At 59.1% G+C, this 25371-nt stretch carries 21 protein-coding genes; 10 read left to right on the top strand and 11 right to left on the bottom strand.

Annotated elements, in window-relative coordinates; genetic code table 11:
* The first annotated feature begins 91 nt into the window (after positions 1-91).
* The 6 genes from ACIPLA_RS13970 (at position 92) to ACIPLA_RS13945 (ending at position 7027) form a co-directional block, all read left to right on the top strand.
* Positions 92-703 (top strand): cytochrome c, encoded by a 612-nt coding sequence (locus ACIPLA_RS13970; RefSeq protein ID WP_123500513.1) that lies wholly within the window; start codon positions 92-94, stop codon positions 701-703.
* Positions 704-901: 198 nt separating this feature from the next.
* Positions 902-1543, top strand: coding sequence for a thiol:disulfide interchange protein DsbA/DsbL (locus tag ACIPLA_RS13965; protein WP_192345219.1), 642 nt, complete (start codon positions 902-904; stop codon positions 1541-1543).
* Positions 1544-1557: 14 nt separating this feature from the next.
* The gene (locus ACIPLA_RS13960; protein ID WP_218395771.1) at positions 1558-2418 is read left to right on the top strand and encodes an endonuclease/exonuclease/phosphatase family protein; all 861 of its coding nucleotides are present in this window, start codon (positions 1558-1560) and stop codon (positions 2416-2418) included.
* Positions 2419-4452, top strand: coding sequence for a GGDEF domain-containing protein (locus ACIPLA_RS13955; protein WP_218395769.1), 2034 nt, complete (start codon positions 2419-2421; stop codon positions 4450-4452).
* A 105-nt stretch (positions 4453-4557) separates the two neighbouring features.
* A complete protein-coding gene (locus ACIPLA_RS13950; RefSeq protein ID WP_123500505.1) occupies positions 4558-5337 on the top strand; it encodes an N-acetylmuramoyl-L-alanine amidase in 780 nt (259 codons plus the stop codon).
* Positions 5338-5410: 73 nt separating this feature from the next.
* The gene (locus tag ACIPLA_RS13945) at positions 5411-7027 is read left to right on the top strand and encodes an EAL domain-containing protein (protein ID WP_192345216.1); all 1617 of its coding nucleotides are present in this window, start codon (positions 5411-5413) and stop codon (positions 7025-7027) included.
* Positions 7028-7039: 12 nt separating this feature from the next.
* Here ACIPLA_RS13945 and ACIPLA_RS13940 read toward each other — a convergent pair whose 3' ends face one another.
* Both ACIPLA_RS13940 and algB read right to left on the bottom strand, forming a co-directional pair.
* Positions 7040-8830 (bottom strand): ATP-binding protein, encoded by a 1791-nt coding sequence (locus ACIPLA_RS13940; RefSeq protein WP_218395767.1) that lies wholly within the window; start codon positions 8828-8830, stop codon positions 7040-7042.
* Positions 8831-8840: 10 nt separating this feature from the next.
* A complete protein-coding gene (algB, locus tag ACIPLA_RS13935) occupies positions 8841-10187 on the bottom strand; it encodes a sigma-54-dependent response regulator transcription factor AlgB (protein WP_008076269.1) in 1347 nt (448 codons plus the stop codon).
* 434 nt (positions 10188-10621) lie between these two features.
* Here algB and ACIPLA_RS13930 point away from each other — a divergent pair, with 434 nt between their 5' ends.
* The 4 genes from ACIPLA_RS13930 (at position 10622) to ACIPLA_RS13915 (ending at position 14707) form a co-directional block, all read left to right on the top strand.
* A complete protein-coding gene (locus ACIPLA_RS13930) occupies positions 10622-10906 on the top strand; it encodes a hypothetical protein (protein ID WP_192345214.1) in 285 nt (94 codons plus the stop codon).
* Between the two features lie 81 nt (positions 10907-10987).
* Positions 10988-11152: a DUF1328 domain-containing protein gene (locus tag ACIPLA_RS13925; RefSeq protein ID WP_003177151.1), complete on the top strand. Its 165-nt coding sequence runs from the start codon at positions 10988-10990 to the stop codon at positions 11150-11152.
* A gap of 769 nt (positions 11153-11921) precedes the next feature.
* The gene (gene gltP, locus ACIPLA_RS13920) at positions 11922-13253 is read left to right on the top strand and encodes a glutamate/aspartate:proton symporter GltP (RefSeq protein WP_123500496.1); all 1332 of its coding nucleotides are present in this window, start codon (positions 11922-11924) and stop codon (positions 13251-13253) included.
* A gap of 224 nt (positions 13254-13477) precedes the next feature.
* Positions 13478-14707 carry a nucleoside recognition domain-containing protein gene (locus ACIPLA_RS13915; RefSeq protein ID WP_401173616.1) on the top strand — a complete coding sequence of 410 codons (1230 nt, stop codon included), beginning with the start codon at positions 13478-13480 and terminating at the stop codon, positions 14705-14707.
* 119 nt (positions 14708-14826) lie between these two features.
* On the opposite strand, the gene ACIPLA_RS13910 is transcribed toward ACIPLA_RS13915, so the two are convergent.
* From ACIPLA_RS13910 to ACIPLA_RS13870, 9 genes are all read right to left on the bottom strand, one after another.
* Positions 14827-15453, bottom strand: a complete 627-nt coding sequence (locus tag ACIPLA_RS13910; RefSeq protein WP_218395763.1) for an ABC-type transport auxiliary lipoprotein family protein — start codon at positions 15451-15453, stop codon at positions 14827-14829.
* Positions 15450-16388, bottom strand: coding sequence for an MlaD family protein (locus ACIPLA_RS13905; protein WP_192345211.1), 939 nt, complete (start codon positions 16386-16388; stop codon positions 15450-15452). The genes ACIPLA_RS13910 and ACIPLA_RS13905 overlap by 4 nt, the downstream gene beginning before the upstream one ends.
* 1 nt (position 16389) lies before the next feature.
* A complete protein-coding gene (locus ACIPLA_RS13900) occupies positions 16390-17193 on the bottom strand; it encodes an ABC transporter ATP-binding protein (RefSeq protein ID WP_008007958.1) in 804 nt (267 codons plus the stop codon).
* Entirely contained in the window at positions 17190-18338 is a 1149-nt protein-coding gene (locus tag ACIPLA_RS13895; RefSeq protein ID WP_218395760.1) for an ABC transporter permease, read from the bottom strand. Before ACIPLA_RS13895 ends, ACIPLA_RS13900 begins: the two co-directional genes overlap by 4 nt.
* Positions 18339-18392: 54 nt before the next feature.
* Positions 18393-19421 carry a DUF5924 family protein gene (locus ACIPLA_RS13890; protein ID WP_123495538.1) on the bottom strand — a complete coding sequence of 343 codons (1029 nt, stop codon included), beginning with the start codon at positions 19419-19421 and terminating at the stop codon, positions 18393-18395.
* Positions 19422-19514: 93 nt separating this feature from the next.
* The gene (locus ACIPLA_RS13885) at positions 19515-20894 is read right to left on the bottom strand and encodes a M16 family metallopeptidase (protein WP_401173613.1); all 1380 of its coding nucleotides are present in this window, start codon (positions 20892-20894) and stop codon (positions 19515-19517) included.
* A 56-nt stretch (positions 20895-20950) separates the two neighbouring features.
* On the bottom strand, positions 20951-22609 hold the full coding sequence (locus tag ACIPLA_RS13880) for a Na/Pi cotransporter family protein (RefSeq protein ID WP_192345207.1): 1659 nt from the start codon (positions 22607-22609) through the stop codon (positions 20951-20953).
* Between the two features lie 346 nt (positions 22610-22955).
* Positions 22956-23723, bottom strand: coding sequence for a TerC family protein (locus tag ACIPLA_RS13875; RefSeq protein ID WP_192345206.1), 768 nt, complete (start codon positions 23721-23723; stop codon positions 22956-22958).
* An 86-nt stretch (positions 23724-23809) separates the two neighbouring features.
* Entirely contained in the window at positions 23810-25117 is a 1308-nt protein-coding gene (locus tag ACIPLA_RS13870) for a CitMHS family transporter (protein WP_123495544.1), read from the bottom strand.
* Positions 25118-25371 lie beyond the last annotated feature (254 nt).

Here is a 25371-nt window from a genome sequence, read left to right as displayed (position 1 = left end):
AGTGCCGAGGATTACCGAGCCATCATCTACTGGATGAGCGAGTAAACCCGGCCCATAACTCTTTAACCCTTAGCCGTAGTTGGATTAGCTGATGAACAAACTGATCGTGAGTCTGCTGTTGACCGTGGGGATCTCCGGCATTGCCCATGCTGCAGGTGATGCAGCCGCCGGCCAGGCGAAAGCCGCCGTATGCGGTGCCTGCCATGGCCCGGACGGCAATAGCATGGCGCCTAACTTTCCGAAACTGGCAGGCCAGGGCGAGCGTTATCTGAACAAACAGCTGCACGACATCAAGTCCGGCAAGCGCACGGTGCTGGAAATGACCGGCCTGCTGACCAACCTGAGCGATCAGGACCTGGCCGATATCTCCGCCTACTTCGCCAGCCAGAAAGGCAGCGTCGGTGCCGCCGATCCGAAAGTCGTGGCGCGCGGTGAAGCGTTGTTCCGTGGTGGCGACCTGGCCAAGGGTCTGCCAGCCTGCACCGGCTGCCACTCTCCGGACGGCAAGGGCAACGCAGCTGCGGGCTTCCCGCATCTGGGCGGCCAGCATGCTCAGTACGTTGGCAAGCAACTGACCGACTTCAGGAAAGAAGAAGGTGGCCGGACCAACGACGGCGATACCAAACCGATGCAGAGCATCGCTAAAAAGCTGAGCGACGAAGATATCGCCGCAGTCTCCAGCTATATTCAAGGCTTGCACTGAGACTGATCGAACAAGCGTTGCTGGAGATGTACATCTCTTGCAACGTTAACACTCGATTAATCCGTCGATGCAAACATAAAAAGGGTGGCTTTGGCTGCCCTTTTTTGTGGCCGCTGCCGTTACACTACAAACTCAAGCCCGCCAGGATCTGTCTGAAAACAGGTCGCGCGAGGCGACCCAATTGTCCAGGAGTAAAGCATGCGTAATCTGATCATCAGCGCCGCGCTCGTCGCTGCCAGCCTGTTCGGCATGACTGCCCAAGCCGCCGAAAAACCTGCAGCGCCCTATGTCGAGCTGAGCAATCCGGTCCCGGTGGCCGTGCCTGGCAAGATCGAAGTCGTGGAGCTGTTCTGGTACGGTTGCCCCCATTGCTATGCCTTCGAACCCGTCATTAACCCATGGGTTGAAAAACTGCCTTCCGACGTGAACTTCGTGCGCATTCCGGCCATGTTTGGCGGCCCTTGGGACGCACACGGCCAGATGTTCCTGACCCTTGAAGCCATGGGCGTCGAAAGCAAGGTTCACGCGGCAGTTTTCGAAGCGATTCAGAAAGAACACAAGAAACTGACCGACAAAGAAGACATGGCGGACTTCCTGGCGACCCAAGGTGTAGACAAGGACAAGTTCCTGGCCACCTTCGACTCCTTCGCCATCAAGGGCCAGATCAACAAAGCCAAAGAACTTGCGAAGAAATATGAAATCTCCGGCGTGCCTACCATGATCGTCAACGGCAAGTATCGCTTTGACATCGGCTCTGCTGGTGGTGCCGAACAAGCGCTGAAACTGGCCGACCAACTGGTTGCCAAAGAGCGAGCGGCAACCAAGGCCGTCGCCAACTAAGCGCGGCACCTGCCATGCGCCGCTGGGGAACTGAACGCATCGTTGGCCTGCATCATCCGCAGGTCAACGAGCATCACCTGGAATCGACGGGGTTGCCCGTGGACAGCCGTCTGCGTTTGCTCAGTTTCAATATCCAGGTTGGTATCAGTACCGAGCGCTATCGGCACTATCTGACCCGCGGCTGGCAGCATCTGTTGCCGCACACCGGGCGTGCCGACAATCTGCAAAAAATCGGTAATCTGCTGGGCGACTTCGATCTGGTCGCCTTGCAGGAAGCCGATGGGGGCAGTCTGCGATCAGGTTACATCAATCAGGTCGAACACCTGGCGCAGCTCGGCGCCTTCCCCTACTGGTATCAACAACTCAATCGCAACCTCGGTCATCTCGGTCAGCACAGCAATGGTGTACTCAGCCGACTGCGCCCGTGGGCGATTGAAGATCATCCACTGCCGGGACCCAAGGGTCGCGGGGCCATTCTGGTGCGCTTCGGCGAAGGTCCGGAGGCACTCGTGGTGGTGATGATGCACCTGGCGCTGGGCGCTCGAGCCCGTAGCCTGCAACTGGCCTACATCCGCGAGCTGATTGGCGGTTATAAACACCAGGTGCTGATGGGCGACATGAATACCCATGCCAGTGACTTGCTGCAAAACTCCCCGTTGCGTGATCTAGGCCTGCTCGCGCCGCAACTGGAAGCGACCTTTCCCAGCTGGCGCCCGCAGCGTTGCCTGGACCATATTCTGCTCAGCCCCACCCTGACCCTTGAAAAGGTCGAAGTGCTGGCACAGCCCATTTCCGATCACCTGCCGGTCGCGGTAGAGATTCGTCTGCCGGGTTCGCTCACGGCCGATGCATTGCCCGCGTTGAGTCCTGCCTGAATGAGCGACGAAGCACAGCGCTGGAAAGAGAAATACCTCAAAAGCATCGAACAACAGGAAAAGCTCGAACGTCGATGGGACGCCCGGCTTGATCTGTTGCGTCGTGGGCTGGTGCGCAGCACCCTGGCCGCAGAAGGAACCGATCGCGCCGTTGATCAATGCATGAAGGAAATGCGTGAAGTCGTACGCACCGATGACATGGACGCCGGCCTGGCAGCCTTGCTGCCACGCCTGGAAAGAGCCGTGCTCGACTCCGAGCAGCGCCGGGAAACCCGGGTCAATCAAGTCAGTGCCGCCCTGACCGCGCTGGTCTCTCAGTTGCAAGCGCTGCCGCTGCCCCGGGAAGTGAGCCGGCCACTGAAGCATTTCGCCAAGCAACTGGACGGACGCGTAAGCCAGGCTCGCGAAATCCCGTTGCTGCTTAGCGAGCTGAGCGGCTTGCAAGGCAAAGCCTTGAACCTGCTGGAGAACCCTGCCGAACCTGACCGCCCGGGTTTTCTGCAGCGGTTGTTCAGCAGGGAAACGGAAGAGACCGCGCCACAGCTCGCCGTCCCCGAATCGCAAATGCCTGCCCCGCAACCTGTCGAACCGGTTGCAGCCTCGCCGGCCGAGCCCCCACAAGCGACGGTCAATCTCGCGCCAGCCGCCGATAAACCGCAAGGGGTATCGCCAACCGTCGAAGCTGCGATGCCCGCCGCTGCGCCCCCCGAGCCAGCGCAAATTGAGGCGCCCATAGCAATGGCGCCTGCGGCTGAAGTCGTGGCGTTTGAGCCACCCGTCCTTGAGCCAGAAGCTACGAGCAGCCAAGTGACGGAGCTACAAACCCGCCCCAATATCGAGCAATCACAAGAGCCGGTTCCGGCGATCGCCCTACCGGTCACTCAGGTTCTGTCGGCAATCAATCCCGATGAGCTCACTCCGGTGGCCATCGATCCAGAGCCGTCCGGGCACGATATTCTGTATGCCCTGCCGGACTCGCCGGAGCCCTCCTATAGCTCTGTCGCCAAGCACATCGAGGACACCCTGCTGGGCCTGCTCGATGACCTGGCGCTGCCTGAGCGCCATCGTCCGCAAGCCGAGGCGATGCGCGATCGTCTTCAAAATGGCTTGAACTGGTACGAACTGCTGCCCATTCTCGATGACCTGGCCACATTGATGCTGGCAATCACCGACAGCGGCCAGCACGAATTCGAAGCCTATTTGCAGCAACTCAACGAACGCCTCGAGTCATTCCAGAGCAACCTGCAAGCCGCGAGCGAAGGCCACGCTGACAACCGCTCGGCCGCGCGGGATATGGACACGCAGATTCGCGAGCAAGTCGACGGCTTGCAAAGCAGCATGCAGGAAGCGGCGGACCTTGATGATCTCAAGCATGTGCTGGAAAACCATCTCGAAGGCCTGCTCGGCACCATGGACCAACACCAGAAGCAGCGCGATGAGCGTGAGCAGGAAGTAGCGGCCCGTCTGCAATGCCTGGCCGAAAGGGTTGCCCACATGGAGCAGGAAGCCTTGGGCTACCGTGAGCATCTCGAAGAACAGCGTCAGAAGGCACTGATCGATCCACTGACGGGTCTACCGAATCGAGCAGCCTGGAGCGAACGCCTGGAGCACGAAATAGGTCAATGGCAACAACATGGCACTACCCTGTTGCTGGCAATGCTCGACCTCGACCATTTCAAACGCATCAACGACAACTATGGCCATCTGGCGGGCGACAAGGTGCTGAAAATCATCGCCAGTGTTCTACGCAAGCGTCTGCGTGGGTCTGATTTCATTGCCCGATTTGGCGGTGAGGAGTTTGTGCTATTGATGCCTGCCACACTACCTATGGTCGGCGCAAAACTACTGGAAACCTTGCGCGCATCGATCGAAGCCTGCCCGTTCCACTTCAAGGGTGAGCGAGTCACCATCACCATTTCCATGGGATTGACCGCCTTCAGACCGGGCGAACACAGCGATCTGGTACTTAAAAGAGCCGATCAGGCGCTATATCGGGCGAAAAACAATGGCCGGAATCGAGTAGAAGCGGGCTGATAGCTAATTGTTCCATTTTGTTTAAAACAGCATTTTTTGCCATCTGCGCGCAAGGCAATACCGTTACACTGTTGCATTATTGTCTTGCGTGTACTGCCTCCCACCATGAAATGTCTTGCTCTTATTGTCTCGCTGCTTCTATTGGCCGGTTGTGCCAGCGGCCCCCGAATCGATACCAGCCACCGTTCAGCCAATTACGACAATCGTATTCAGTTCGTGGTGATGCATTACACCTCCGCATCCCTGGAAACCTCACTGCAATTGCTGACCCATGGCGAGGTCAGCAGCCACTACCTGATTAGCGACGACAAGCGCGCCACTATTTATAAGCTGATCGATGAAAATTTCCGGGCCTGGCACGCAGGCGAAAGCGAATGGCAAGGCCGGACCTGGCTGAACTCCAGTTCCATTGGTATCGAGATCGTCAATCAGGGCTTTGAGGACACCCCGAACGGGCGTCTTTGGTATCCCTACAGCGAAGCCCAGATTCAGTCGATGATCTTCCTGCTCAAAGACATCAGTAAGCGCCAAGGCATCAGCCCCCGTCATATCATTGGCCATAGCGACATCGCACCGATGCGCAAACTCGACCCCGGCCCACTGTTTCCCTGGAAGCGCCTGGCGGCCGAAGGCCTGGGAATATGGCCGAACGAGCAGGCCGTGGCGCGGCAGCAAGCGCAGTTCGCGGTGCAATTACCCAGCATCAGTTGGTTTCAGGCGCAGCTCGCCCGCTTGGGCTATGCCACGCCGCAAACCGGCGAACTGGATGTAGCGACACGCAATGTGCTGGCGGCCTTCCAGCTGCATTTTCGCCCTTCCCGTTTCGATGGGACACCGGACGCCCAGACCGCGGCGATTCTTCAGGTGTTGAATCAGACAAAATAATGACGCCCGCCCGACGGTCAGCGCTTTTTCCAAATCAGCAGCTATAACTCATTGGTAATTCTTCGGATATTCCATGATGCCTGCTGCTCGGGAGAGACTGCATAGCTGGTTCTATCGCCCTTGGTTTTTGGCGATGCTGGCTACTGCCTTGAGCGCAACACTTCTAACGGTTGGCAGTTTGTTCGTGGCGATGAATCAGGTCGAGCACAACGAAAGCCAGGAAATGAATGCTCAGGGAGAACGCTTTCTGGTCCGGCTGGAGCAGCTGTTCGGGCAATTGCGCGAAAGCCTCGATGACCTGGAAGCCCAACCGCTGCGAGGTTGCGATGACGAAATGATCGCCACCCTGCAGCAGGTCAGCTTCAATTACCGCTTCGTTTATGAAGCCGCCTATATGGACACGTCGCGAATCTGCTCCAACCGCCCCCGCCAGGAAGGGGTATCGCTGATCCGACCGCCGGACATCAAGGGTCCCACCTACAGCTATTGGCTGAACACCACCACCGAACCCGATGAGAACCGCGCCGCACTGATGCTTGGGCGTGGCAATTTCCGGGTTGCGACGTCGCGTGGTCATTTGACCGACATGGTCGATCTGTCTCCGGGGAGCAGCCTGTTGGTGGTGCTCGACCATGGCACCCGGGCGATTCCGGTGCTTGGTGTCGCTCAGGCCTGGCCCCCCGCGGAGCCCTGGCCCCCGAAAAGCCCCGATGCGCTGCAAGTCACCCCTACCCGCCTGATTTACCGAATGCCCACTAACACCCCCGAATACCAACTGGTACTGATCACCCCACGTACCGGAATGCATGTACCGCCGGTATGGTGGTGGCTACTGCCGGCCAGCCTGGCGCTGAGTGCCTGTGTAGGCATTCTGGTGTTTTTGCTGGTACGCCAGCGTCAGTCGCTGGATGCCGAACTGCAAGGCGCTATGCGGCGAGGTGAGCTACAGGTGTTGTATCAACCGATCTTCGACCTCGACAGCCGCAACTGCGTCGGCGCTGAAGCCCTGCTGCGCTGGCGCAGGCCGGACGGCACGCTGACCAGTCCCGACCTGTTCATTCCGATGGCGGAGAATACCGGCCAGATTCGCCAGATGACCGACTTCGTATTACAGCGCCTGCTGGAACAGCTCGGGCAACTGTTGCGGTCCAATCCGCAGCTGTACATCTCGGTCAATCTGGCGGCCTGCGATGTCATGGTGCCGCGTATCGGTCAGGTGATGGCGCGTCTGCTGAGCATGCACCGGGTAGCGGCCAGGCAAATTGCCTTTGAAGTGACCGAGCGCGGATTGGTGGACGTGGTGGTGGCCAGAGAAAACCTGCAAGCCCTGCGGGATGTCGGGCATCAAGTGCTGATCGACGATTTTGGCACCGGCTATTGCAGCCTCGCCTACCTGCAGACCCTACCGGTGGACTGCCTGAAAATCGACAAGGCGTTTATCGACGCGCTGGGGCATGACGCCGCCAGCAGCGGCGTGGCACCGCACATCATTCGCATGGCTCAGGCCCTGCAACTCAAGGTGATTGCCGAAGGCATCGAACATGAAGCCCAAGCGGTGTTTCTGAGCAGCGAAGGGGTGAAATTCGGTCAGGGTTGGCTGTTCGCCCACGCCCTGAGCGCCGTGCAGTTCATCGAACTGATTACCCGTGGCCGCCGACTGACCACGCGACGCCAGGATGACGAAGCCTGAGAGGGCACCGGCTTATATCGCCAGCGCCATGTAGAACTGCGTCCCCTGCCCCGGCCGCGAATAGACACCCATCCGTCCGCCGTGCAACTGCACGATTTCCTTGCACAGCGCCAGACCCAGCCCGGCACCGCCCTTTTTGCGACCGACCTGAACGAAGGGCTCGAAGATCCGTCCCTGCTGGCCGTAGGCAATGCCTTCGCCGTTGTCCTCGACGCTGATAATCATCCGTTCACCATGGCGCCGGGCCTGCAAACGTATCAGTCCGTCGTGGGAGGTATGGCGCAAGGCGTTGTCGATCAGGTTGTCGAGCACCCGTTCCAGCTGCGCCTGATCGGCTTGCAACCGCGGCAACGGCCCCTGCACTTCCACCAGCAGTTCGATACCCTTCTCCTGCGCCAAGCGGGCAAAACGTGTCTGGGCCTGATCCAGCAAGTCTTCGATGGAGCATGGCGCCAAGGAGAGTTTTTGCAGGCCGTTTTGATAGCGAGAGAAATTCAGCAAGTCGTTGATCAACTGCATCAGGCGCTGCATTTCTTCGTTGACGGTGTCCAGTAGGTCAGCTTCGCGGGAGTCTTCGGCAAAATGCGTCCGCTCGCGGAACAGGCCGAATGCCATGTGCATCCCGGTAACCGGTGTGCGCAACTCATGGGAGGCGCGCAAGACGAACTCACTGCGCACTCTTTCAAAGGCCCGCTGTTCGGTAACGTCATGCAACACCATCACGGCGCCGAGAATATGACCCTGGGTATGGCTGACCGGCGTCAGGCTATATGTCAGCAATCGCGACTCTCCATCGACTTCGATGCTCAGGTCGTCCGGCGCTCGTTCCAGCGTGCCACCGCGTAATACCAGTTGCAGTTGTTCATCCAGTTCGGGACGCTCAAGCGCTGTACCCAGCCCTTGGCCGAGACGATCGGTGTCCCAGCCTAACTGACGCTGAGCCACCGGGTTGAGGTGCTCGAGATGACCTTGACGATCAATGATCAGCAAACCGTCGTCGATGCTGTCGAGCACCGCTTGCAAGCGTTGCTGGCCGGCGAGCAGTTCGTCGATATTGGTAGCCTGGTGCTCACGCAAGGCCTCGGCCATGATGCCGAAACGCCGGGTCAGTTGGTTCATTTCCACCGCGGAGGAAATCGGCAGGGTCACTTCGAAATTACCCTGGCCGATGTTGTCAGCCGCTGCGGCCAAGGCCTCGATCGGAGCCCCGAACCGCCGGGCGATCGCATGGGCGGTAATGAAGCCGATGAACAACACCGCCACCCCGACCAACCCAAGCAGGCCGGCAATCAACAGTGCCCGCTCCCGGGCCTTGCGCTCGATCTCAGCGATGTTAGCCAGCGCGCGTTTTTGTTCAGAGATCAAACCGTTACGCAATGCGTTGAATTTTTCCGCAAGATTCCCGTCACCACCGACTACCTGGATAGGAGTACTGGAAAGATCAAAGGACTGCAGTAGGTTCTGATAATCAGCCTTGGCCTTTTTGAAACCATACTGGGCACCTTCGCTGGACGGTTCGCGAGCAATGCCTTCGTCAAACAATTCAAGGGAATGCTGTTTGGACGCCTCGAACGCCGCAGGATCCGGTTGCTCGTCGAGCATGATGATCAGTTGATCACCCAGGGCCTGACGCAGCTTCAATCCCAGATCCAGCGTGACGAAGTTGTCACGGATCAGGGCTTCCTGAGTCCCTGCCATCTGCATCACGCCAACCAGCCCGAGCAAGAGCCCAAGCAGCGCCACCGTAATCAGTGCGGAAATACTCAGAAACAGCCGGGTGCGCAACGTCATCGCCAGTTTCATCGGTTACGACTCACAAGTTGTACTGCTTGCGTTTGCGGTACAGGGTCGAGGCATCGATACCCAAGGTTTTGGCCGCCTGATCCAGCGTGTCGGCCGTGGCGAGAACCGCGCCAATGTGAGCTTTTTCCAATTCATCCAGGCTCAGCGCAGCACCGATTCGTGGCGTGTGGTTGGTCGGGGTTTCGGCCATGCCCAAGTGGCTGAGCTCTACCCGCTCCTGCGGACAAATAATGCTCGCGCGCTCCACCACGTTGCGCAGCTCGCGAATGTTGCCCGGCCAGCGGTAGCTGAGCAGCGCTTCGCGCGCCTCGTCGCTGAAACGCCGGGCTGGACGCGAGTATTCCTTGACGAAGCGCGCCAGGAAGCGGTCAGCCAGGTTCAAAATATCTTCCCTGCGCTCGCGAAGCGGCGGCAGGTGCAAGGTGATGACGTTGAGACGATAGAGCAAGTCCTCACGGAAACGACCATCGCGAACCATGTCTTCCAGGTTGAGGTTAGTGGCGGCGAGGATTCGCACGTCGGCGCGACGGGTTACCGGGTCGCCCACGCGTTCGTATTCCTTGTCCTGAATGAAACGCAGCAATTTTGGCTGTAAGGTCAGGGGAAAATCGCCGATCTCGTCGAGAAACAACGTTCCGCCGTCGGCCTGATTGACACGACCCAACGTGCTTTCGCTGGCACCGGTGAACGCCCCCCGGCTGTGGCCGAAAAGTTCGCTGTCCATTAGTTCGGCAGTCAGGGACGGGCAATTGATGGTGACGCAGGACTTCTTCTGGCGTTTGCTCCAGCCGTGAATTGCCCGTGACAGTTCACCTTTACCGGTGCCGGACTCGCCGAGAATCAGGATGTTAGCGTCAGTACTGGCAACCTGGCGTGCGGTTTCGAGCACCACTTTCATCGCCGGACTGTGGGAGTCCAGGCCCTCCTTGGGTTTTCGCACTTCACCTTCGAGGGCTTCCAGACGCGCCGAGAGCTGCCGAACTTCCAGTTGTTTGGCAGTGGCCAGACGCAACTGGTCGGGGCTGCAAGGTTTGACCAGATAGTCGGCGGCACCGGCCTGAATCGCATCCACGGCAGTGTCCACGGCCGAGTGAGCAGTGACAATCACCACCCGCATCCAGGGCGCCTGGATGCGCATCTGAGCCAACACATCAAGGCCATTATCTTCACCCAGGCGCAAATCGAGGAAGCACAGATCAAAAACCTGGCGCTGCAACAAGGCTTCAGCCTGAGCCGCGCTGGTCGCCGTAGCCACGCTATAGCCTTCGTCTTCGAGGCAATAGCGAAAGGTTCGAAGGATGGCGGACTCGTCGTCTACCAGCAGAATGCGGCCTTGATGCTCAGTGGCTGATTCCATGTTCCTACGCTCCTTTATTGTTGAAGTGGGTTAGGCCCGGAAAAATCGGGCAAGTTGCATGATTGATTGTGGCCGATTTCAGCCATATCAGCGGTGCTATCTACTTAACAACAAGATAACCCACTGATTTATTTAATCTTTTATTAATGAACCGTTCTTCGGCAATTGCCTGCGTCCCTTTCTGACATCCGCGCCCTTCCTTCAATTCCAAAAATATTGAAAGTTTTGGCGAATCCATCGTGCATTACGCACGGCCTTGAATGGGCCATCGTGCAGGATGCGTCCAAACCCATTTCCACAAACCATGTAACCAATTGATTTTAATCAGATTAAACCTGACAAAAAGGTGGCATGCAGGCTGCAGGTATCTGAGTAATCAGGGCATTTAATCAATCAGTGCCCGCCAACCTACCCCTAGAGGGAGGAACTTCAGGATGAATCGCCAAGGTGCCGCCCAATTGCGTATCTCGCCACTACATATCCAGCAGGGTTTGTTTGCCCTGCTGGCATTGTTGATCACCTTGATTGGCGGCCAGCAGTTCTTGCGCTGGGAACAGAGCCAGCAGCCAGAGACGCCGCACCTGTCGATTCCACACGCACCCCAAACCCATTTCAGCGCGGTCAGCAGCAACCTGGCTGACAGCGACTCGATGCGAATGATGGACGTCGACCAGGCCCAGCCTGTGGACGAGACGCCTCAGGAGCGTTGGGTGTTTTAAGTAAACGAACTTGGCGCGCTCAACGCGCCGGGATAAGCACCACAAGCAACACCTTTAAATAGAAGCGTAAGGAGAATCACCATGTTGAGCTGGGCAATCACATTCCTGATCATTGCCATCATCGCTGCAGTATTGGGCTTCGGTGGTATCGCGGGCACCGCCACGGGTATCGCCAAGATTCTCTTTGTCGTATTCCTGGTGATGTTCATTGCTTCCTTCTTCTTTGGCCGCCGCGGTCGAGGCTGAACATGAGCATTTCGTTAAAGACAATGGCAGCCGCCCTGCTTCTGGGCGGCAGTGCCAATTAAAAAAGATCCAGACGGGTATTGAGTTTCGAAACACGAAAGAGGCCACAGCGCCTTTTTCCACTGCGCTACCCGAGGACGGTAGACGCATGACCAAGGGGTCGGGACGTTCTGACTGTTTCAGGGTCGGAGTGACCTACGGGTACAGGGAGTACCTGCGCAAGGGCCGGGTCAGGCAAAGCTGCGACGCAAGTTCGCCGGGGCCAGAGCGGCTCGACGAACTTGCGGAGAGCTTCAACGTGCAAAACGTTGATCTAGAGCATTCAGCTCATCTGCTATTGGTGCATATTCCCCGCAAAACCGTTTCGCGGTGTTTCTTCGTGACCGTATATCGAGAAAGCTCCGACTTTCCCGATAAGAGAATTCGCAGCCAAACGTAGGCTTTTTCCTAAATTTCCGCTTATTTAAAAACCTTCGTCCTGCGCTGAAATGGCCGGCATACGGCACTTATGCCCGCCTGAATGTCGCATTCAAACCGGTTGGGACGCGGGTTTCAGTAAGAAAATCTCATGCCGATTCGGCATAGGGTAGGCGTTTACGGCATTAGACGGCGCTTCCCTGCATCGGAATAGTTGCGCCTTTTTCGCTGCCTGAGAGCTGTAAATGCTCGCTCGCGGGGACCTTATACGGGGGCCGATGCAAGATTTGTTCGCCATTGAGCGTTTCAGTTCATGCATCAGCCTGAGTCAAACGCAAGTAAGGGTAAAGATATGAAGAAGGCAAAGCTTAGCCTCGCCTGGCAGATCCTCATCGGTCTGGTTCTGGGGATAGCAATTGGTGCACTGCTCAACCATTTCAGTGCCGAAAAAGCCTGGTGGATCAGCAACGTGCTGCAACCGGCAGGCGATATCTTTATCCGTCTGATCAAGATGATCGTGATCCCGATCGTGATCTCCTCGCTGATCGTCGGCATTGCTGGCGTGGGTGACGCGAAGAAACTCGGTCGCATCGGTCTGAAGACCATCATTTACTTCGAGATCGTCACCACCATCGCCATTCTGGTTGGTCTGGTGCTGGCCAACGTGGTCCATCCGGGCAGCGGCATCGACATGAGCACCCTGGGGACGGTGGATATTTCCAAGTACCAGGCCACCGCCGCCGAAGTTCAGCATGAACATGCGTTCATCCAGACCATCCTCAACCTGATCCCGTCGAACATTTTCGCGGCCATGGCCCGCGGCGAGATGCTGCCGATCATCTTCTTCTCCGTGTTGTTCGGTCTCGGTCTGTCGAGCCTGCAATCGGACCTGCGCGAGCCGCTGGTGAAGATGTTCCAGGGCGTATCGGAAAGCATGTTCAAGGTCACCCACATGATCATGAACTACGCCCCGATCGGCGTGTTCGCATTGATCGCGGTGACCGTGGCCAACTTCGGCTTCGCCTCTTTGCTGCCGCTGGCCAAACTGGTCGTTCTGGTTTACTTCGCCATCGCCTTCTTCGCCTTCGTGGTGCTGGGCCTGATCGCTCGCCTGTTCGGCTTCTCGGTGATCAAGCTGATGCGCATCTTCAAGGATGAGCTGGTCCTGGCCTACTCCACCGCCAGTTCCGAAACCGTGCTGCCGCGCGTGATCGAGAAGATGGAAGCCTACGGCGCGCCGAAAGCCATTTGCAGCTTCGTGGTGCCGACCGGCTACTCGTTCAACCTCGACGGTTCGACGCTGTACCAAAGCATCGCGGCGATCTTCATCGCCCAGCTCTACGGCATCGACCTGTCGATCAGCCAACAGTTGCTGCTGGTGCTGACGCTGATGGTCACCTCCAAAGGCATCGCCGGCGTACCGGGTGTGTCCTTCGTGGTGCTGCTGGCGACTCTGGGCAGTGTCGGTATTCCGTTGGAAGGCTTGGCGTTCATTGCCGGTGTCGACCGCATCATGGACATGGCCCGTACCGCGCTGAACGTAATCGGTAACGCCTTGGCCGTGCTGGTCATCGCACGTTGGGAAGGCATGTACGACGACGCCAAGGGCGAGCGCTACTGGAACTCCCTGCCGCACTGGCGCAGCAAGGAAAAGTTGCCGGTTGGCGAAATTTCCAGCAACTGACACAAAAACCTGTAGGAGCATGGCTTGCCAGCGAAGAACGATAACGCCGTGTAACTGAAACACCGCAGCGTCCCATTCGCGGGCAAGCCTCGCTCCTACAGTACGAGGTAGCACGCACATTACGTGTATGACGAAATCTCGCAAACAAACCCCGGAGAAATCCGGGGTTTGTCGTTTCTGCCTACCCCGCTATCATTCGCCGCATCTTCCGGGGGATTTGACTGATGCTTAATGGCCTGTGGCTTGGCTTCTTCATCGTGGCGGCCGTATCGGCGCTCGCGCAGTGGCTGATCGGCGGTAACGCCGGAATCTTTGCGGCGATGGTGGAGAGCATTTTCGCCATGGCCAAACTGTCGGTCGAGGTCATGATCCTGCTGTTCGGCACCCTCACCCTCTGGCTGGGTTTTCTGCGGATCGCGGAAAAGGCCGGGATCGTCGAATGGCTGGCCAAGGCGTTGGGCCCGCTGTTCCTGCGCCTGATGCCGGAGGTGCCGCCCGGGCATCCGGCCATCGGTTTGATCACCCTCAACTTCGCCGCCAATGGCTTGGGCCTGGACAACGCCGCCACGCCGATCGGCCTCAAAGCCATGAAGGCGCTGCAAGAGCTCAATCCCAGCGACACCATCGCCAGCAACGCGCAGATCCTCTTTCTGGTGCTCAACGCCTCGTCCCTGACCCTGCTGCCGGTGACGATTTTCATGTACCGCGCCCAGCAAGGTGCGCCCGATCCGACCCTGGTGTTCCTGCCAATCCTGCTGGCCACCAGTTGTTCGACCCTGGTGGGCTTGTTGTCGGTGGCGTTCATGCAGCGTCTGCGCCTCTGGGACCCGGTGGTGCTCGCCTACCTGATTCCCGGTGCCTTGGCCCTCGGTGCGTTCATGGCGCTGCTGGCGACGCTCTCGGCGACCGCTCTGGCGAGCCTGTCATCGATCCTCGGCAACGTGACGCTGTTCGGGTTGATCATGCTGTTTCTGGTGATCGGCGCATTACGCAAAGTGAAGGTCTACGAGGCGTTCATCGAAGGTGCCAAAGAAGGCTTCGACGTGGCCAAGAACCTGCTGCCGTATCTGGTGGCGATGCTTTGCGCCGTGGGCGTGCTGCGAGCATCCGGGGCGCTGGATTTCGGTCTGGACGGGATCCGTCATCTGGTGGAGTGGGCCGGTTGGGATACCCGCTTTGTCGACGCGCTGCCGACGGCCATGGTCAAACCCTTCTCCGGCAGCGCCGCTCGGGCAATGCTGATCGAAACCATGAAAACCTCTGGAGTCGACAGCTTCCCGGCGCTGGTGGCGGCGACGGTCCAGGGCAGTACTGAAACAACCTTTTATGTACTGGCGGTGTACTTCGGCGCGGTGGGCATTCAGCGCGCACGGCATGCCGTGGGGTGTGCGTTGCTGGCGGAATTGGCGGGGGTGCTGGGGGCCATCGGGGTTTGCTACTGGTTCTTCGGCTAACCGAAAACCCTGTGGGAGCGGGCTTGCTCGCGAAGAGGCCGGCACATTCAACATCCCTGTTGACTGACACACCGCCTTCGCGAGCAAGCCCGCTCCCACATTAGATGTGCGTCCGACTTTTATGGCCTCAGCGGCGGCGCAACTTTCTGACCTTGCTCCACCGTCCAAGCCACCACCTGCGCCGTCAATTGATCGCTGGCCTGACCAAAACCGGTCACCACCGCCGACACCTTCACATCGCTTAACGGCTGACGCACTTCAAAGCGTCGGCTGGCGAGGATTCGCTGGTCATACCCACGCACCAACAACGCATCCAGGCGCACGACCACACTCGCCGCCGTGCCTTGGTACTCGGTCTGGAACGCTTGCAGGTTGCCGCCCAGTTCCAGGTCTGCCTGGAAATTACTGTCATCGGTGCTGAGCAACGGCACGCGACCGTCACGCTGGAAACCATCGAGCAGACGATTGCGCAACAGCACCGGTGCCGGATCGCTCCAGCGTGAAGCCTTGTAGCTGCTGATCAGATCACCCTGAGGGATTACGGCGATTTTCGGGTTGTTCAAGGCTTCGCTGGTTTGAGGCTTGGCCAGCCGCAACGACCAGCGCTGCGGCGTGCCGTGATGGGCCGATGCGTCGCGCTGGGCCGACGGCAGTCGATAGACATCGGACGGCTCGGTCTTGGGGAAAATCGAACAGGAAGCGACCAACGCAAAACCGGCGAGGAGGGCGAGATGAGCCAGCTTCATGGCGTGAACTCCTTGTTTTTGTCGCTGCCCAGCAGGTAACCGCTGGGGTTGGCCTCAAGCCGCTGGGAAATGGTCCGCAACGAACTCAAGGTATCGCGCAGCTCACGCACCGCCGGTGCCAGGCCATTGAGGCCCTGCATGCCGCTGTTGAGGGAATCCTGATTGGCGGAGAGCAACGTGTTGATGGTCGCGCTGCTTTGTTCCAGGGACTTCATGGCTTGCTCGGCACTGCCAAACATCTGCTTGCCCTGATCGTTGAGCAGGCCGTTGGCGTTGCGCATCAACGCAGCGGTTTGTTCGAGTGTGGCGGAGGCCTGTTTACCGATCGACGCCAGTTGCTGCATGGCCTGACCGATGTCGCCGCGCTGGTCGGCGATGGTGCCGGTGGTTTGCTCCAGATGCTCAAGGGTCTTGCTGATGCGCTCGACGTTTTCCGAAGAAAACATCTGATTGGCGTTCTGCATCAACACGTTCACACCGGTCATCAGGTCGTTACTGTCGTTCATCAATCGAGAGATGGGCGAGGGCGATGCAACGATTGTCGGCAAATTACCGTCCTTGCCCTTGAGCGTCGGACTTTGTGGCGTGCCGCCGCTGAGCTGGATGATCGAGGTCCCGGTGATCCCGGTCAGCGCCAGCTTGGCCTGAGTGTCTTCTTTGATCGGAGTGTCTCCGCCCAGGCGAATCCGCGCCAACACCCGGCGCGGATCGTTCGGGTCCAGGCGCAGCATCACCACGTCGCCGACCTTGATCCCGCTGTACTGCACGGCGCTGCCCTTGGACAGGCCGCTGACCGCCTCGTTGAAGACGATTTCGTAATCCTTGAATTCGGTATCGACGCTGGATTTGGCCAGCCACAGACCGAAGAGCAGGGCGCCTGCCACCACTATGACGGTGAACAGGCCAATCAATACGTGATGGGCTCGGGTTTCCATGTCAGACCTCGTTGAGCTGGTTAGCGGCCGTCAGCGCCGCGCGGCCGCGAGGGCCATGGAAGTATTCGTGAATCCACGCATCATCGGTTTCCGACACCTTGTCGATGGCGTCCGCCACCAGCACTTTTTTCTGCGCCAGCACCGCCACCCGGTCGGTGATGGTGTAGAGCGTGTCGAGGTCGTGGGTCACCAGAAACACGCTCAGACCCAAGGCATCGCGCAGGGTCAGGATCAGTTGATCGAAACTCGCGGCGCCAATCGGGTCTAGACCAGCGGTGGGCTCGTCGAGAAACAGGATGTCCGGGTCCAGCGCCAGTGCTCGGGCCAGGGCCGCGCGCTTGATCATGCCACCGGACAGCGAAGCAGGGTATTTGTCGGCCGCCGACAACGGCAGCCCGGCCAACGCCATTTTCACTGCCGCAAGATGCTCGGCGTCGGCACGGCTCAGGCCGGCGTGTTCAATCAGGGGCAGGGCAACGTTCTCGGTCACGGTGAGCGAAGAGAACAAGGCGCCTTTCTGGAACAACACACCGAACCGCCGTTCGACCAGCGAGCGCTCGTGCTCCGACAGGCTCGGCAAGTTCTTGCCGAAGACCTTCACCAGCCCTTCGCTGGGCTGACGCAGGCCGACAATGCTGCGCAGCAGCACCGATTTACCGCTGCCGGAACCGCCGACCACCGCCAGAATCTCGCCCTTGTACAAGTCCAGGTCGAGGTTCTCGTGCACGCTCTGGCGGCCGAAGCGATTACACAGCCCACGGACTTCGATCACTGCCTCTGAAGGCGCTCGGGGTAAACGACTCACCAGTCCATCTCCATGAAAAACAACGCAGCCACGGCGTCGAGCACGATCACCACGAAAATCGACTGCACCACACTGGACGTGGTGTGCGCGCCGACGGACTCGGCGCTGCCGCTGACCTTGAAGCCCTCGAGGCAGCCGATGGCGGCGATCAGGAACGCAAAAATCGGCGCTTTGACGATCCCCACCAGAAAGTGCTGAACGCCGATGTCCGATTGCAGCAATGACAGAAACATCGCCGGCGAGATATCCAGCGACAGCGCGCAGACTACGCCACCGCCGACAATCCCTGACACCATCGCCAGAAAGGTCAACATCGGCAGCGCCACCAGCAACGCCAGGACGCGGGGTACTACCAGCAACTCCATCGGGTCGAGGCCCAGGGTGCGGATCGCGTCGATTTCTTCATTGGCCTTCATCGAACCGATCTGCGCGGTGAACGCGCTGGCGGTGCGGCCCGCCATCAGGATCGCCGTGAGCAACACGCCGAACTCCCGCAGAAAAGAGAACGCCACCAGGTCCACGGTGAAAATACTCGCGCCAAAACTCGCCAGCACCGTCGCCCCGAGAAACGCCACCACAGCGCCCACCAGAAAGGTCAGCAAGGCGACGATGGGGGCCGCGTCGAGGCCGGTCTGTTCGATGTGGGCGACCATCGGCGTGAGGCGCCAGCGCTTGGGACGAAACAGCCCGCGAGCGATGGTTTCCAGGATCAGGCCGACGAAACCCAACAGTTGCAACGTGTCCTGCCAAACAGCATCGACCGCGCGGCCGATGCGGGTCAGCAGTTGAATGCTGACGCTGATTTCCGGTTCTTTGATCGGCACGCAGAAATCGGTCAGCGAGCAATACACCGTCTGCAACAAGGCGCGATCAGCGGAGGAAAGGGTGCAATCGGGGTGTTCGGCAGATTTGCCCAGACGCTCGGCTCCCAGCAACTCCACCAGCAATGACGCACCCGCCGTATCGAGCGCGCCGAGACCATTGAGATCGATGTGGGTGTTGTTGTCGTATTGGCCACGGAGCTTTTCACTCAGGCGGCTGAGGTCGGCGTAATGGGCGAGCGTCCAGTCACCCGTGACCCGCAACAGGGCAGGGCTGTGCGAGGTGTCCAGTCGGGCACTGCCAGGCGTTGTGCTGCTAGTCATAAGCTCCGTGCTTGTTCGGCTATTACGCAGATCTGACTAATAGCACGAACCGCGTTACTTTTCTTTGATGGGTGTGCTGTCCATGACTTTGAAGCGCAACACGCCAATCAACTGACCGTCTTCAGTCAGCACCCGAACCTGCCATTTGCCTGCGGGGTTGCCGGGGAAGTTCTGCTTGTGGGTCCAGGCGCGGTAGCCTTCCTTGCGCCCGCCGTGGATGTCCAGGGGAATACGGTCGACTTCTTTACCGTTGAATATCCAGACGTGATAAATCCGCTCGGCCAGCCCCCGCGGAGCGTTGATCGCAGTGTATGCATACAGCCCACCTCCGCGAATCTGTTCGGCGCTGACTTCCTCCAGGCTCTTGCCGGGGGTGCGGTCCTGCATTTGAGTGCTGATCGCCACATCGGTCATCCACAGCGTCGCCGGTGGAACCCAGGAGCGCAGCACCCAACCAGCGGCGCCGATGCCGACGGTGATGCTGAGGATCGCCAGCGCATTGCGCACAGTGCGAATCGGGAAGATCGAGGCCAGGCTCGGGAACGACAGCAGCATGGCAATGCCTAGCGCCAGCTTGAAGCTTTGGGCGGTGGTCAGGTGCAGGATGACGGGCAGGGCGGTCAACAGGGCCGCGAACAGGGTCAGTGTGTGCAGCGCCAAGAACGCCCAGCGGCGCGGTGCCAGCCATTTGTAGTAGAGCGGGTCGATGATCGAAATCAGCGCCGCCATGCTCAGTAATCCAGTGAAGAACAACTGGCCGCTGTTCCAGGTGGTGGTGATTAAAAAGAACGGCAGGACGAAGAACAGGCTTTCCTGATGGATCATCTGCGTTGCGTAACGCAGCAGTGGCTGGGGTATCTCGCGCTTGAAGACCCTGGCGAACAGCTTGGTGAGGCTGTTTTCCAGCATCAACCAGACCCAGCTGATCAGCATGATGGTGGTGATCCACGTCGCCAGACCTTGTTGGCGATCCACCAGCATGAAGCTGCCGACCCCTGAAATGAAACCGCCGAGCGCAATGACCCCGGGATAGCGCTTCATCAACTCCAGGAGGCGCTGTACGTACAGGGTCAGGTTCGGCATTCGGCGATTCACAATAGTCGTGGGAAAAATCCTCGACAGGGTACCGCCCGAGGGGCCCCGTGGCGAGGGGGCTTGCCCTTCGCCACAGGGAAATCATTGCTTTCTGCGGTGGACGCGCCAAGCCAATAACCCGAGCACCATCAGTCCAAATCCCCCGACAATCGTCCACATCACCTGGTCATAACTCATCAGCGGCTTCTCGATCCGCAGATACCCCGGTTGCAGCAGCAATTCGCGCATTGCCTTGTTCGCCTCGGCCAGGGTCACGTCTTGCAGTGCCTTGGCCGGGTTGACGAAATGGCCATCCTCGTAGTCGCCAAGGGCGCTCCAGTAATAGTCCGCCAGGGCGCTGTTGCCTTGCACGGCCCAGGCCTGACGAGCGATGGCGGCTTGCTTGAGACGGGCGAAGGTGGCGGCGTCGAGGCCGTTCTTGAGCAGATCGGCTTTAAGCTCATCCAGCACCTGTTCCGCTGCCAGCACGTCGTCGCGATCGAGGTCGGCGTTCAGGCTCATGAAGCCCACCCCGCCAAATACCTCGCGCTCGGCCGAGGGACCGTAGGACAACCCATGGGCCAGGCGCAATTGGCGATAGAGCGCCCAGTCCAGATAGTCCTTGAGCAGGTCAAAGGTTTCGTCATGCAGGTCTTCCAGCACCGGCTCCGGCACCAGCCAATGCAATTTGGCACCGCCACCGACAAAACCGTTACTCAAATTGCGCTCGTGGGCCGCGCTGGCCTGAATGTCTGGCAGCGGCAGGTGAGCGCTAGGCTCAACCGCTTCGAGCGCACCATAGGCCCGTTCCAGATAGGCCGGCAGGAGGCGGTCGAGGTCGCCGACCACGATCAGGGTCATGTTGTTGGGCGCATACCAGTCCTTGCGCACCTTCTCCAATTGCTCGCGGGTCAGGTGATCGACTTGCGCGCGCTCGGGGCATTTGAGGCCCAGCTCCACCGCCAACTGATTACTGGCGGTATGACCCAGGTCCTGGCGATCCAGCCAGCGTTGCAGGTGCGAGTAATGACCACCGTCTTCGCGCTCGACCACTTGCTTGGCGACGTTGATCGCAGGGTCGTCGATACGGGTCTGGGTCAGCAGCGCCAATAACAGGTCGAGGACCTTGCGCTGGTTTTTCGCCGGGGCTTCGATGACGAAGGTCGTGTCGGCATTGCTGGTGTAGGCATTCCACTCACCGCCCAAGGCCTGCATGCGCTCTTCCAGACCGCCTTCGCCGGTGGCGTCGATGCCGCTGAACAGCAGATGTTCGAGTAGATGCGGCAGCTCCTTGTCGGCACAGCTGAAATCATCCCGGCCTACGCCAACCACCAACCGGATCGCCACATGCCCGCGCTCGGTGCCCGGTTTGAGGACCAATTGCAGGCCGTTGCGCAACGTGTAGCCCTCGACCTGAAAGCGATCCAGGGCAAATGAAGGCAGTGAGCCGAGCAGCAGACAAGCGAACAGCAAACAACGCATAACGAATTTCCGTACGACCCGCGTAAGTTCAACAGACTTCAGGCAACTGTGGACGTTCAGGGTGAATGAGTGATGTCAGTCAAATCGTCGACCGCCAGAGCGCCAGTATCCGAAGTACCCAACACTGCATAGGCGCTGCTGCAGAACAACGAATTCAAGCGTCTCATGTCAGCAATCAGTTCCAGGTGCAGCGAACTGGTCTCGATACTTTGTACGATCTTACGGTTTAAACGGCTGACATGAGCGTGGGCCAGACGGCGCTCCTGTGCGCGAAAGCGACGTTTCTCACGCAGTAACTGACGGGCACTTTCCAGGTCGGCACTAAGAAACACTGACAACCCCAGACGCAGATTGGAAATCAACTGACTGTGCAGCCCCGCCAACTCCTCCAGGCCCACCTCGGAAAAAGACCGGCGTTGCGAGGTTTTCTGCTGCTGAACCTTGCGCAGCATGCGCTCGATCAGGTCGCTGGAGAGTTTCAGATTGATCGCCAGCTCGATGGTTTCCGCCCAGCGCCGGCTGTCCTGTTCGCTGAGGTCTTCGCGGGGCATTTGCGCCAGATAGAGTTTGATGGCGCTGTAGAGCGCTTCGACATCATCGGTCAGGCGACGAATTTCCTGGGTGACGGCGGTCTGTTTGCCGCGCAGCACGTCGAGCATGGCTTCGAGCATGCTGTCGACCAGATCGCCGATGCGCAGGGTTTCTCGGGCAGCGTTGGCCAGCGCCAGACTCGGGGTGACCAGGGCGGTCGGGTCGAGATGCCGTGGTTTGGCTGTGCCATTGATGTCCGGCCGCTCTGGCAGCAACCACGCACAGAGCTTGGCCATCGGCCCGACGCTGGGCAACAGGATCAGGCAACGCACGGTGTTGTAGAGCAGGTGGAAGCCGATGACCATTTCCTGAGGGCTGAAGTCGAGGCTGTCGATCCAGTGTACCAACGGGTCGAGCACCGGAATGATCAGTAGCAGGCCGATCAGTTTGTACAAGAGGCTGCCGAGCGCCACCTGACGGCCGGCCGCGTTCTGCATGCTGGTACTGAGGAAAGCCAGAATGCCGCTGCCGATGTTGGCGCCGATCACCAGGCCGATGGCCACTGGCAGGCTGATCACGCTGGCACCGGCGAGGGTCGCGGTCAGCAAAACGGCGGCCAGGCTGGAGTAGGAAATCATCGCAAACAGCGCGCCGACCAAGGCATCGAGCAGAATATCGCCGGTCAGGGAGGCGAAGATGACCTTCACCCCTTGCGCCTGAGTGATCGGCGCGGCGGCCTCGACGATCAGTTGCAACGCCAGAATGATCAGCCCCAGACCAATGCCGACCCGGCCCATCTGTCCGACCCGGGTTTGCTTGCGTGACAGAAAGAAAATCACCCCGAGGAAAATCAGCAGCGGCGACAGCCACGACAAGTCGAGAGTCAGTACCCGCGCCATCAGCGCGGTACCCACGTCGGCACCGAGCATGGTCGCCAGGGCCGGGGTCAGCGCCATCAGGCCCTGACCGACAAACGAGGTCACGAGCATGGCGGTGGCATTGCTGCTCTGGACCATGGCGGTCACCATGATCCCGGCGACAAACGCCAGCCAGCGCCTGGACATGTTATGGGCGATCACGTGGCGCAAGTTGGAGCCATAAACCCGCAGGATGCCGGTTCGGACAATGTGCGTGCCCCAGATCAAAAGGGCCACGGCTGATAACAAATTGAGCAGGGTGAGCATACAGGCCCCCTGTGGTGGTAGCGCCCCAGTGGGGCAAGTCGACGGTGCCGCGCGTTTTTCTACGTTCTGTACATAAGCTGTAGTTGGCTAACGGTCTGGGCGCCAGCATCGCATAGCTAAAGAGGCGATTGAAACAAAACTGTCATGAAAACAGTTTGCTGTAGAGGAGAGAAAGGGGGCGTACAGATAGCACATTGAGCAAACAAATGTGGGAGCGAACCGGCCTGTAGGAGCGAGGCTTGCCCGCGAAGGCGGTGTGTCAGTCGACATTGTTGTTAACTGACACACCGCCTTCGCGGGCAAGCCTCGCTCCTACAGGGCAGGCTAACTCCCACACAGAGTCGGGTTACTGCCCCGGAACATCCTTGCGCAGTTTCACTGGCTCCTGCTGCTTCCTCTTTTTCATCATCGCGGTGCGCATCTTGATGTTGATCGCTTCCACCGCCAGCGAGAACGCCATGGCGAAGTAGACGTAGCCTTTTGGCAAGTGCACGTCGAGCGATTCGGCAATCAGCACGGTACCGACCAGCAACAGGAACGACAGCGCCAGCATCTTCAGCGACGGGTGCTTGTCGATGAACTCGCTGATGGTGCCAGAAGCCCACATCATCACTAGTACCGCTACGACAATCGCCGCAACCATGACCGGTACGTGGGACACCATGCCCACCGCGGTGATCACCGAGTCCAGCGAGAACACGATGTCGATGATCGCGATCTGGATGATGGTGTACAGGAAATTGCCGCCCTTGCCCGAAGGCTCGTCGCCGACTTCATCTTCACCTTCCAGCGCGTGGTACATCTCTTGCGAGCTCTTCCACAGCAGGAACAGACCACCGAAGAACAGGATCAGGTCACGCCCGGAAATACCCTGGCCGAACACTTCGAACAGGTCGGAGGTGAGGCGCATGACCCAGGTGATCGACAGCAGCAACAGGATCCGCGTGATCATGGCCAGCGCCAGGCCGAAAATCCGGGTGCGCGCCTGCATGTGTTTGGGCATGCGGCTGACCAGGATCGAGATCATGATGATGTTGTCGATGCCCAGGACGATCTCCAGGGCAGTCAGGGTGAAGAAGGCAACCCAGATTTCAGGGTTGGTCAGCCATTCCATGTGTATTCCTTTGAGCGAGTGTTTAAACCACAAAGGGCCCAGGCTTCAAACAACAAAGCCTGGACCCGTCATGGTGAGTCTTGGGCTTATAGAGTGCTGAACAGCGGAAAAATCCCCATCAGCAACGCAGCGACCAGTATGCACAGGCAAACCAATACTGCCCACTTCAGGGTGAACCGCTGATGATCACCGAATTCGATACCGGCCAGGGCCACCAACAGATAAGTCGATGGTACCAGCGGGCTCAGCAAGTGGACGGGCTGACCGACGATCGAGGCACGTGCCATTTCCACTGCGGTTATACCGTAATGACTGGCGGCTTCGGCAAGTACCGGTAGCACGCCGTAATAAAAAGCATCGTTCGACATGAAGAACGTGAACGGCATGCTTACCAGCGCGGTAATCACAGCCAGGTACGGGCCGAGGAAATCGGGGATAACCGCCAGCAGGCTTTTCGACATGGCATCGACCATGCCGGTGCCCGACAGGATACCGGTGAAGATACCCGCGGCAAAGATCAACCCGACCACCGCCAGCACGCTACCGGCGTGGGCCGCAACGCGATCCTTCTGCATTTGCAGGCAAGGGTAGTTGACGATCATCGCGATACTGAACGCCACCATGAACAGCACCGGCAGCGGCAACAGGCCGGCGACCAGCGTGCACATCAGTCCCAGGGTCAAGGCCCCGTTGAACCAGATCAGCTTTGGACGACGGGCATCCGGGAACTGCGAAACGCTGATTTCGCTGTGATCGACTTCATCACCGACCAGGTGCAGTTCACCCAGACGTGCACGCTCGCGTTTACCGTAGAAATAGGCGATTGCCAGGATCGCCACCACGCCGGCCAGCATCGCCGGAATCATCGGTACGAAAATGGCGGACGGGTCGACATGCAGAGCACTGGCCGCACGAGCCGTCGGGCCACCCCAAGGGGTCATGTTCATCACGCCGCCGGCGAGGATGATCAGACCGGCCATGATCCGCGGGCTCATGCCGATGCGGCTGTAGAGCGGCAGCATGGCGGCTACGCAGATCATGTAAGTGGTCGCGCCGTCACCGTCCATGGACACGATCAGCGCCAGTACGGCGGTACCGACCGAAACTTTCAGCGGGTCGCCCTTGACCAGTTTAAGGATCTTGCGCACGGCCGGGTCGAACAGACCGGAGTCGATCATCAGGGCGAAGTAGAGAATGGCGAACATCAGCATCACGCCGGTCGGCGCGAGCTTGGTGATGCCTTCAAGCATCATCGGGCCGATCTTCGGCGAGAAACCGCCGAACAGGGCGAAGATAATCGGGATGATGATCAGAGCGATCAGCGCGGACAGGCGCTTGGTCATGATCAGGAACATGAACGTGATGACCATGGCGAAGCCAAGGAAAGTCAGCATAGGAATACTCCAGGCGTAGCGCGGCTAGGGAATGGCGAACCGGATGGGGTCAGCGCAGAACGGGAAGCACGAGACGTACGGGCGGAGTGACAGCGAAGAGGCGGGTAGTAGCGGACATCAGAATCACCATTGTTGTTGTTTAATGGACCGGGCGGGCGATAAAGCACTCGCATTGGCCAACCGGTCTGTTGCCGGCAGTGAGGGCGATCCTAATCGGGGAAGCTTTCAGCCAGCTTTCGCGAGTGAAAGCATTG

This window comes from Pseudomonas sp. NPDC086112 (assembly GCF_044746425.1).
Taxonomy (GTDB): domain Bacteria; phylum Pseudomonadota; class Gammaproteobacteria; order Pseudomonadales; family Pseudomonadaceae; genus Aquipseudomonas.
The sequence above is the reverse complement of the archived record's forward strand: the minus strand, read 5'-3'. Positions and strand labels throughout refer to the sequence as shown.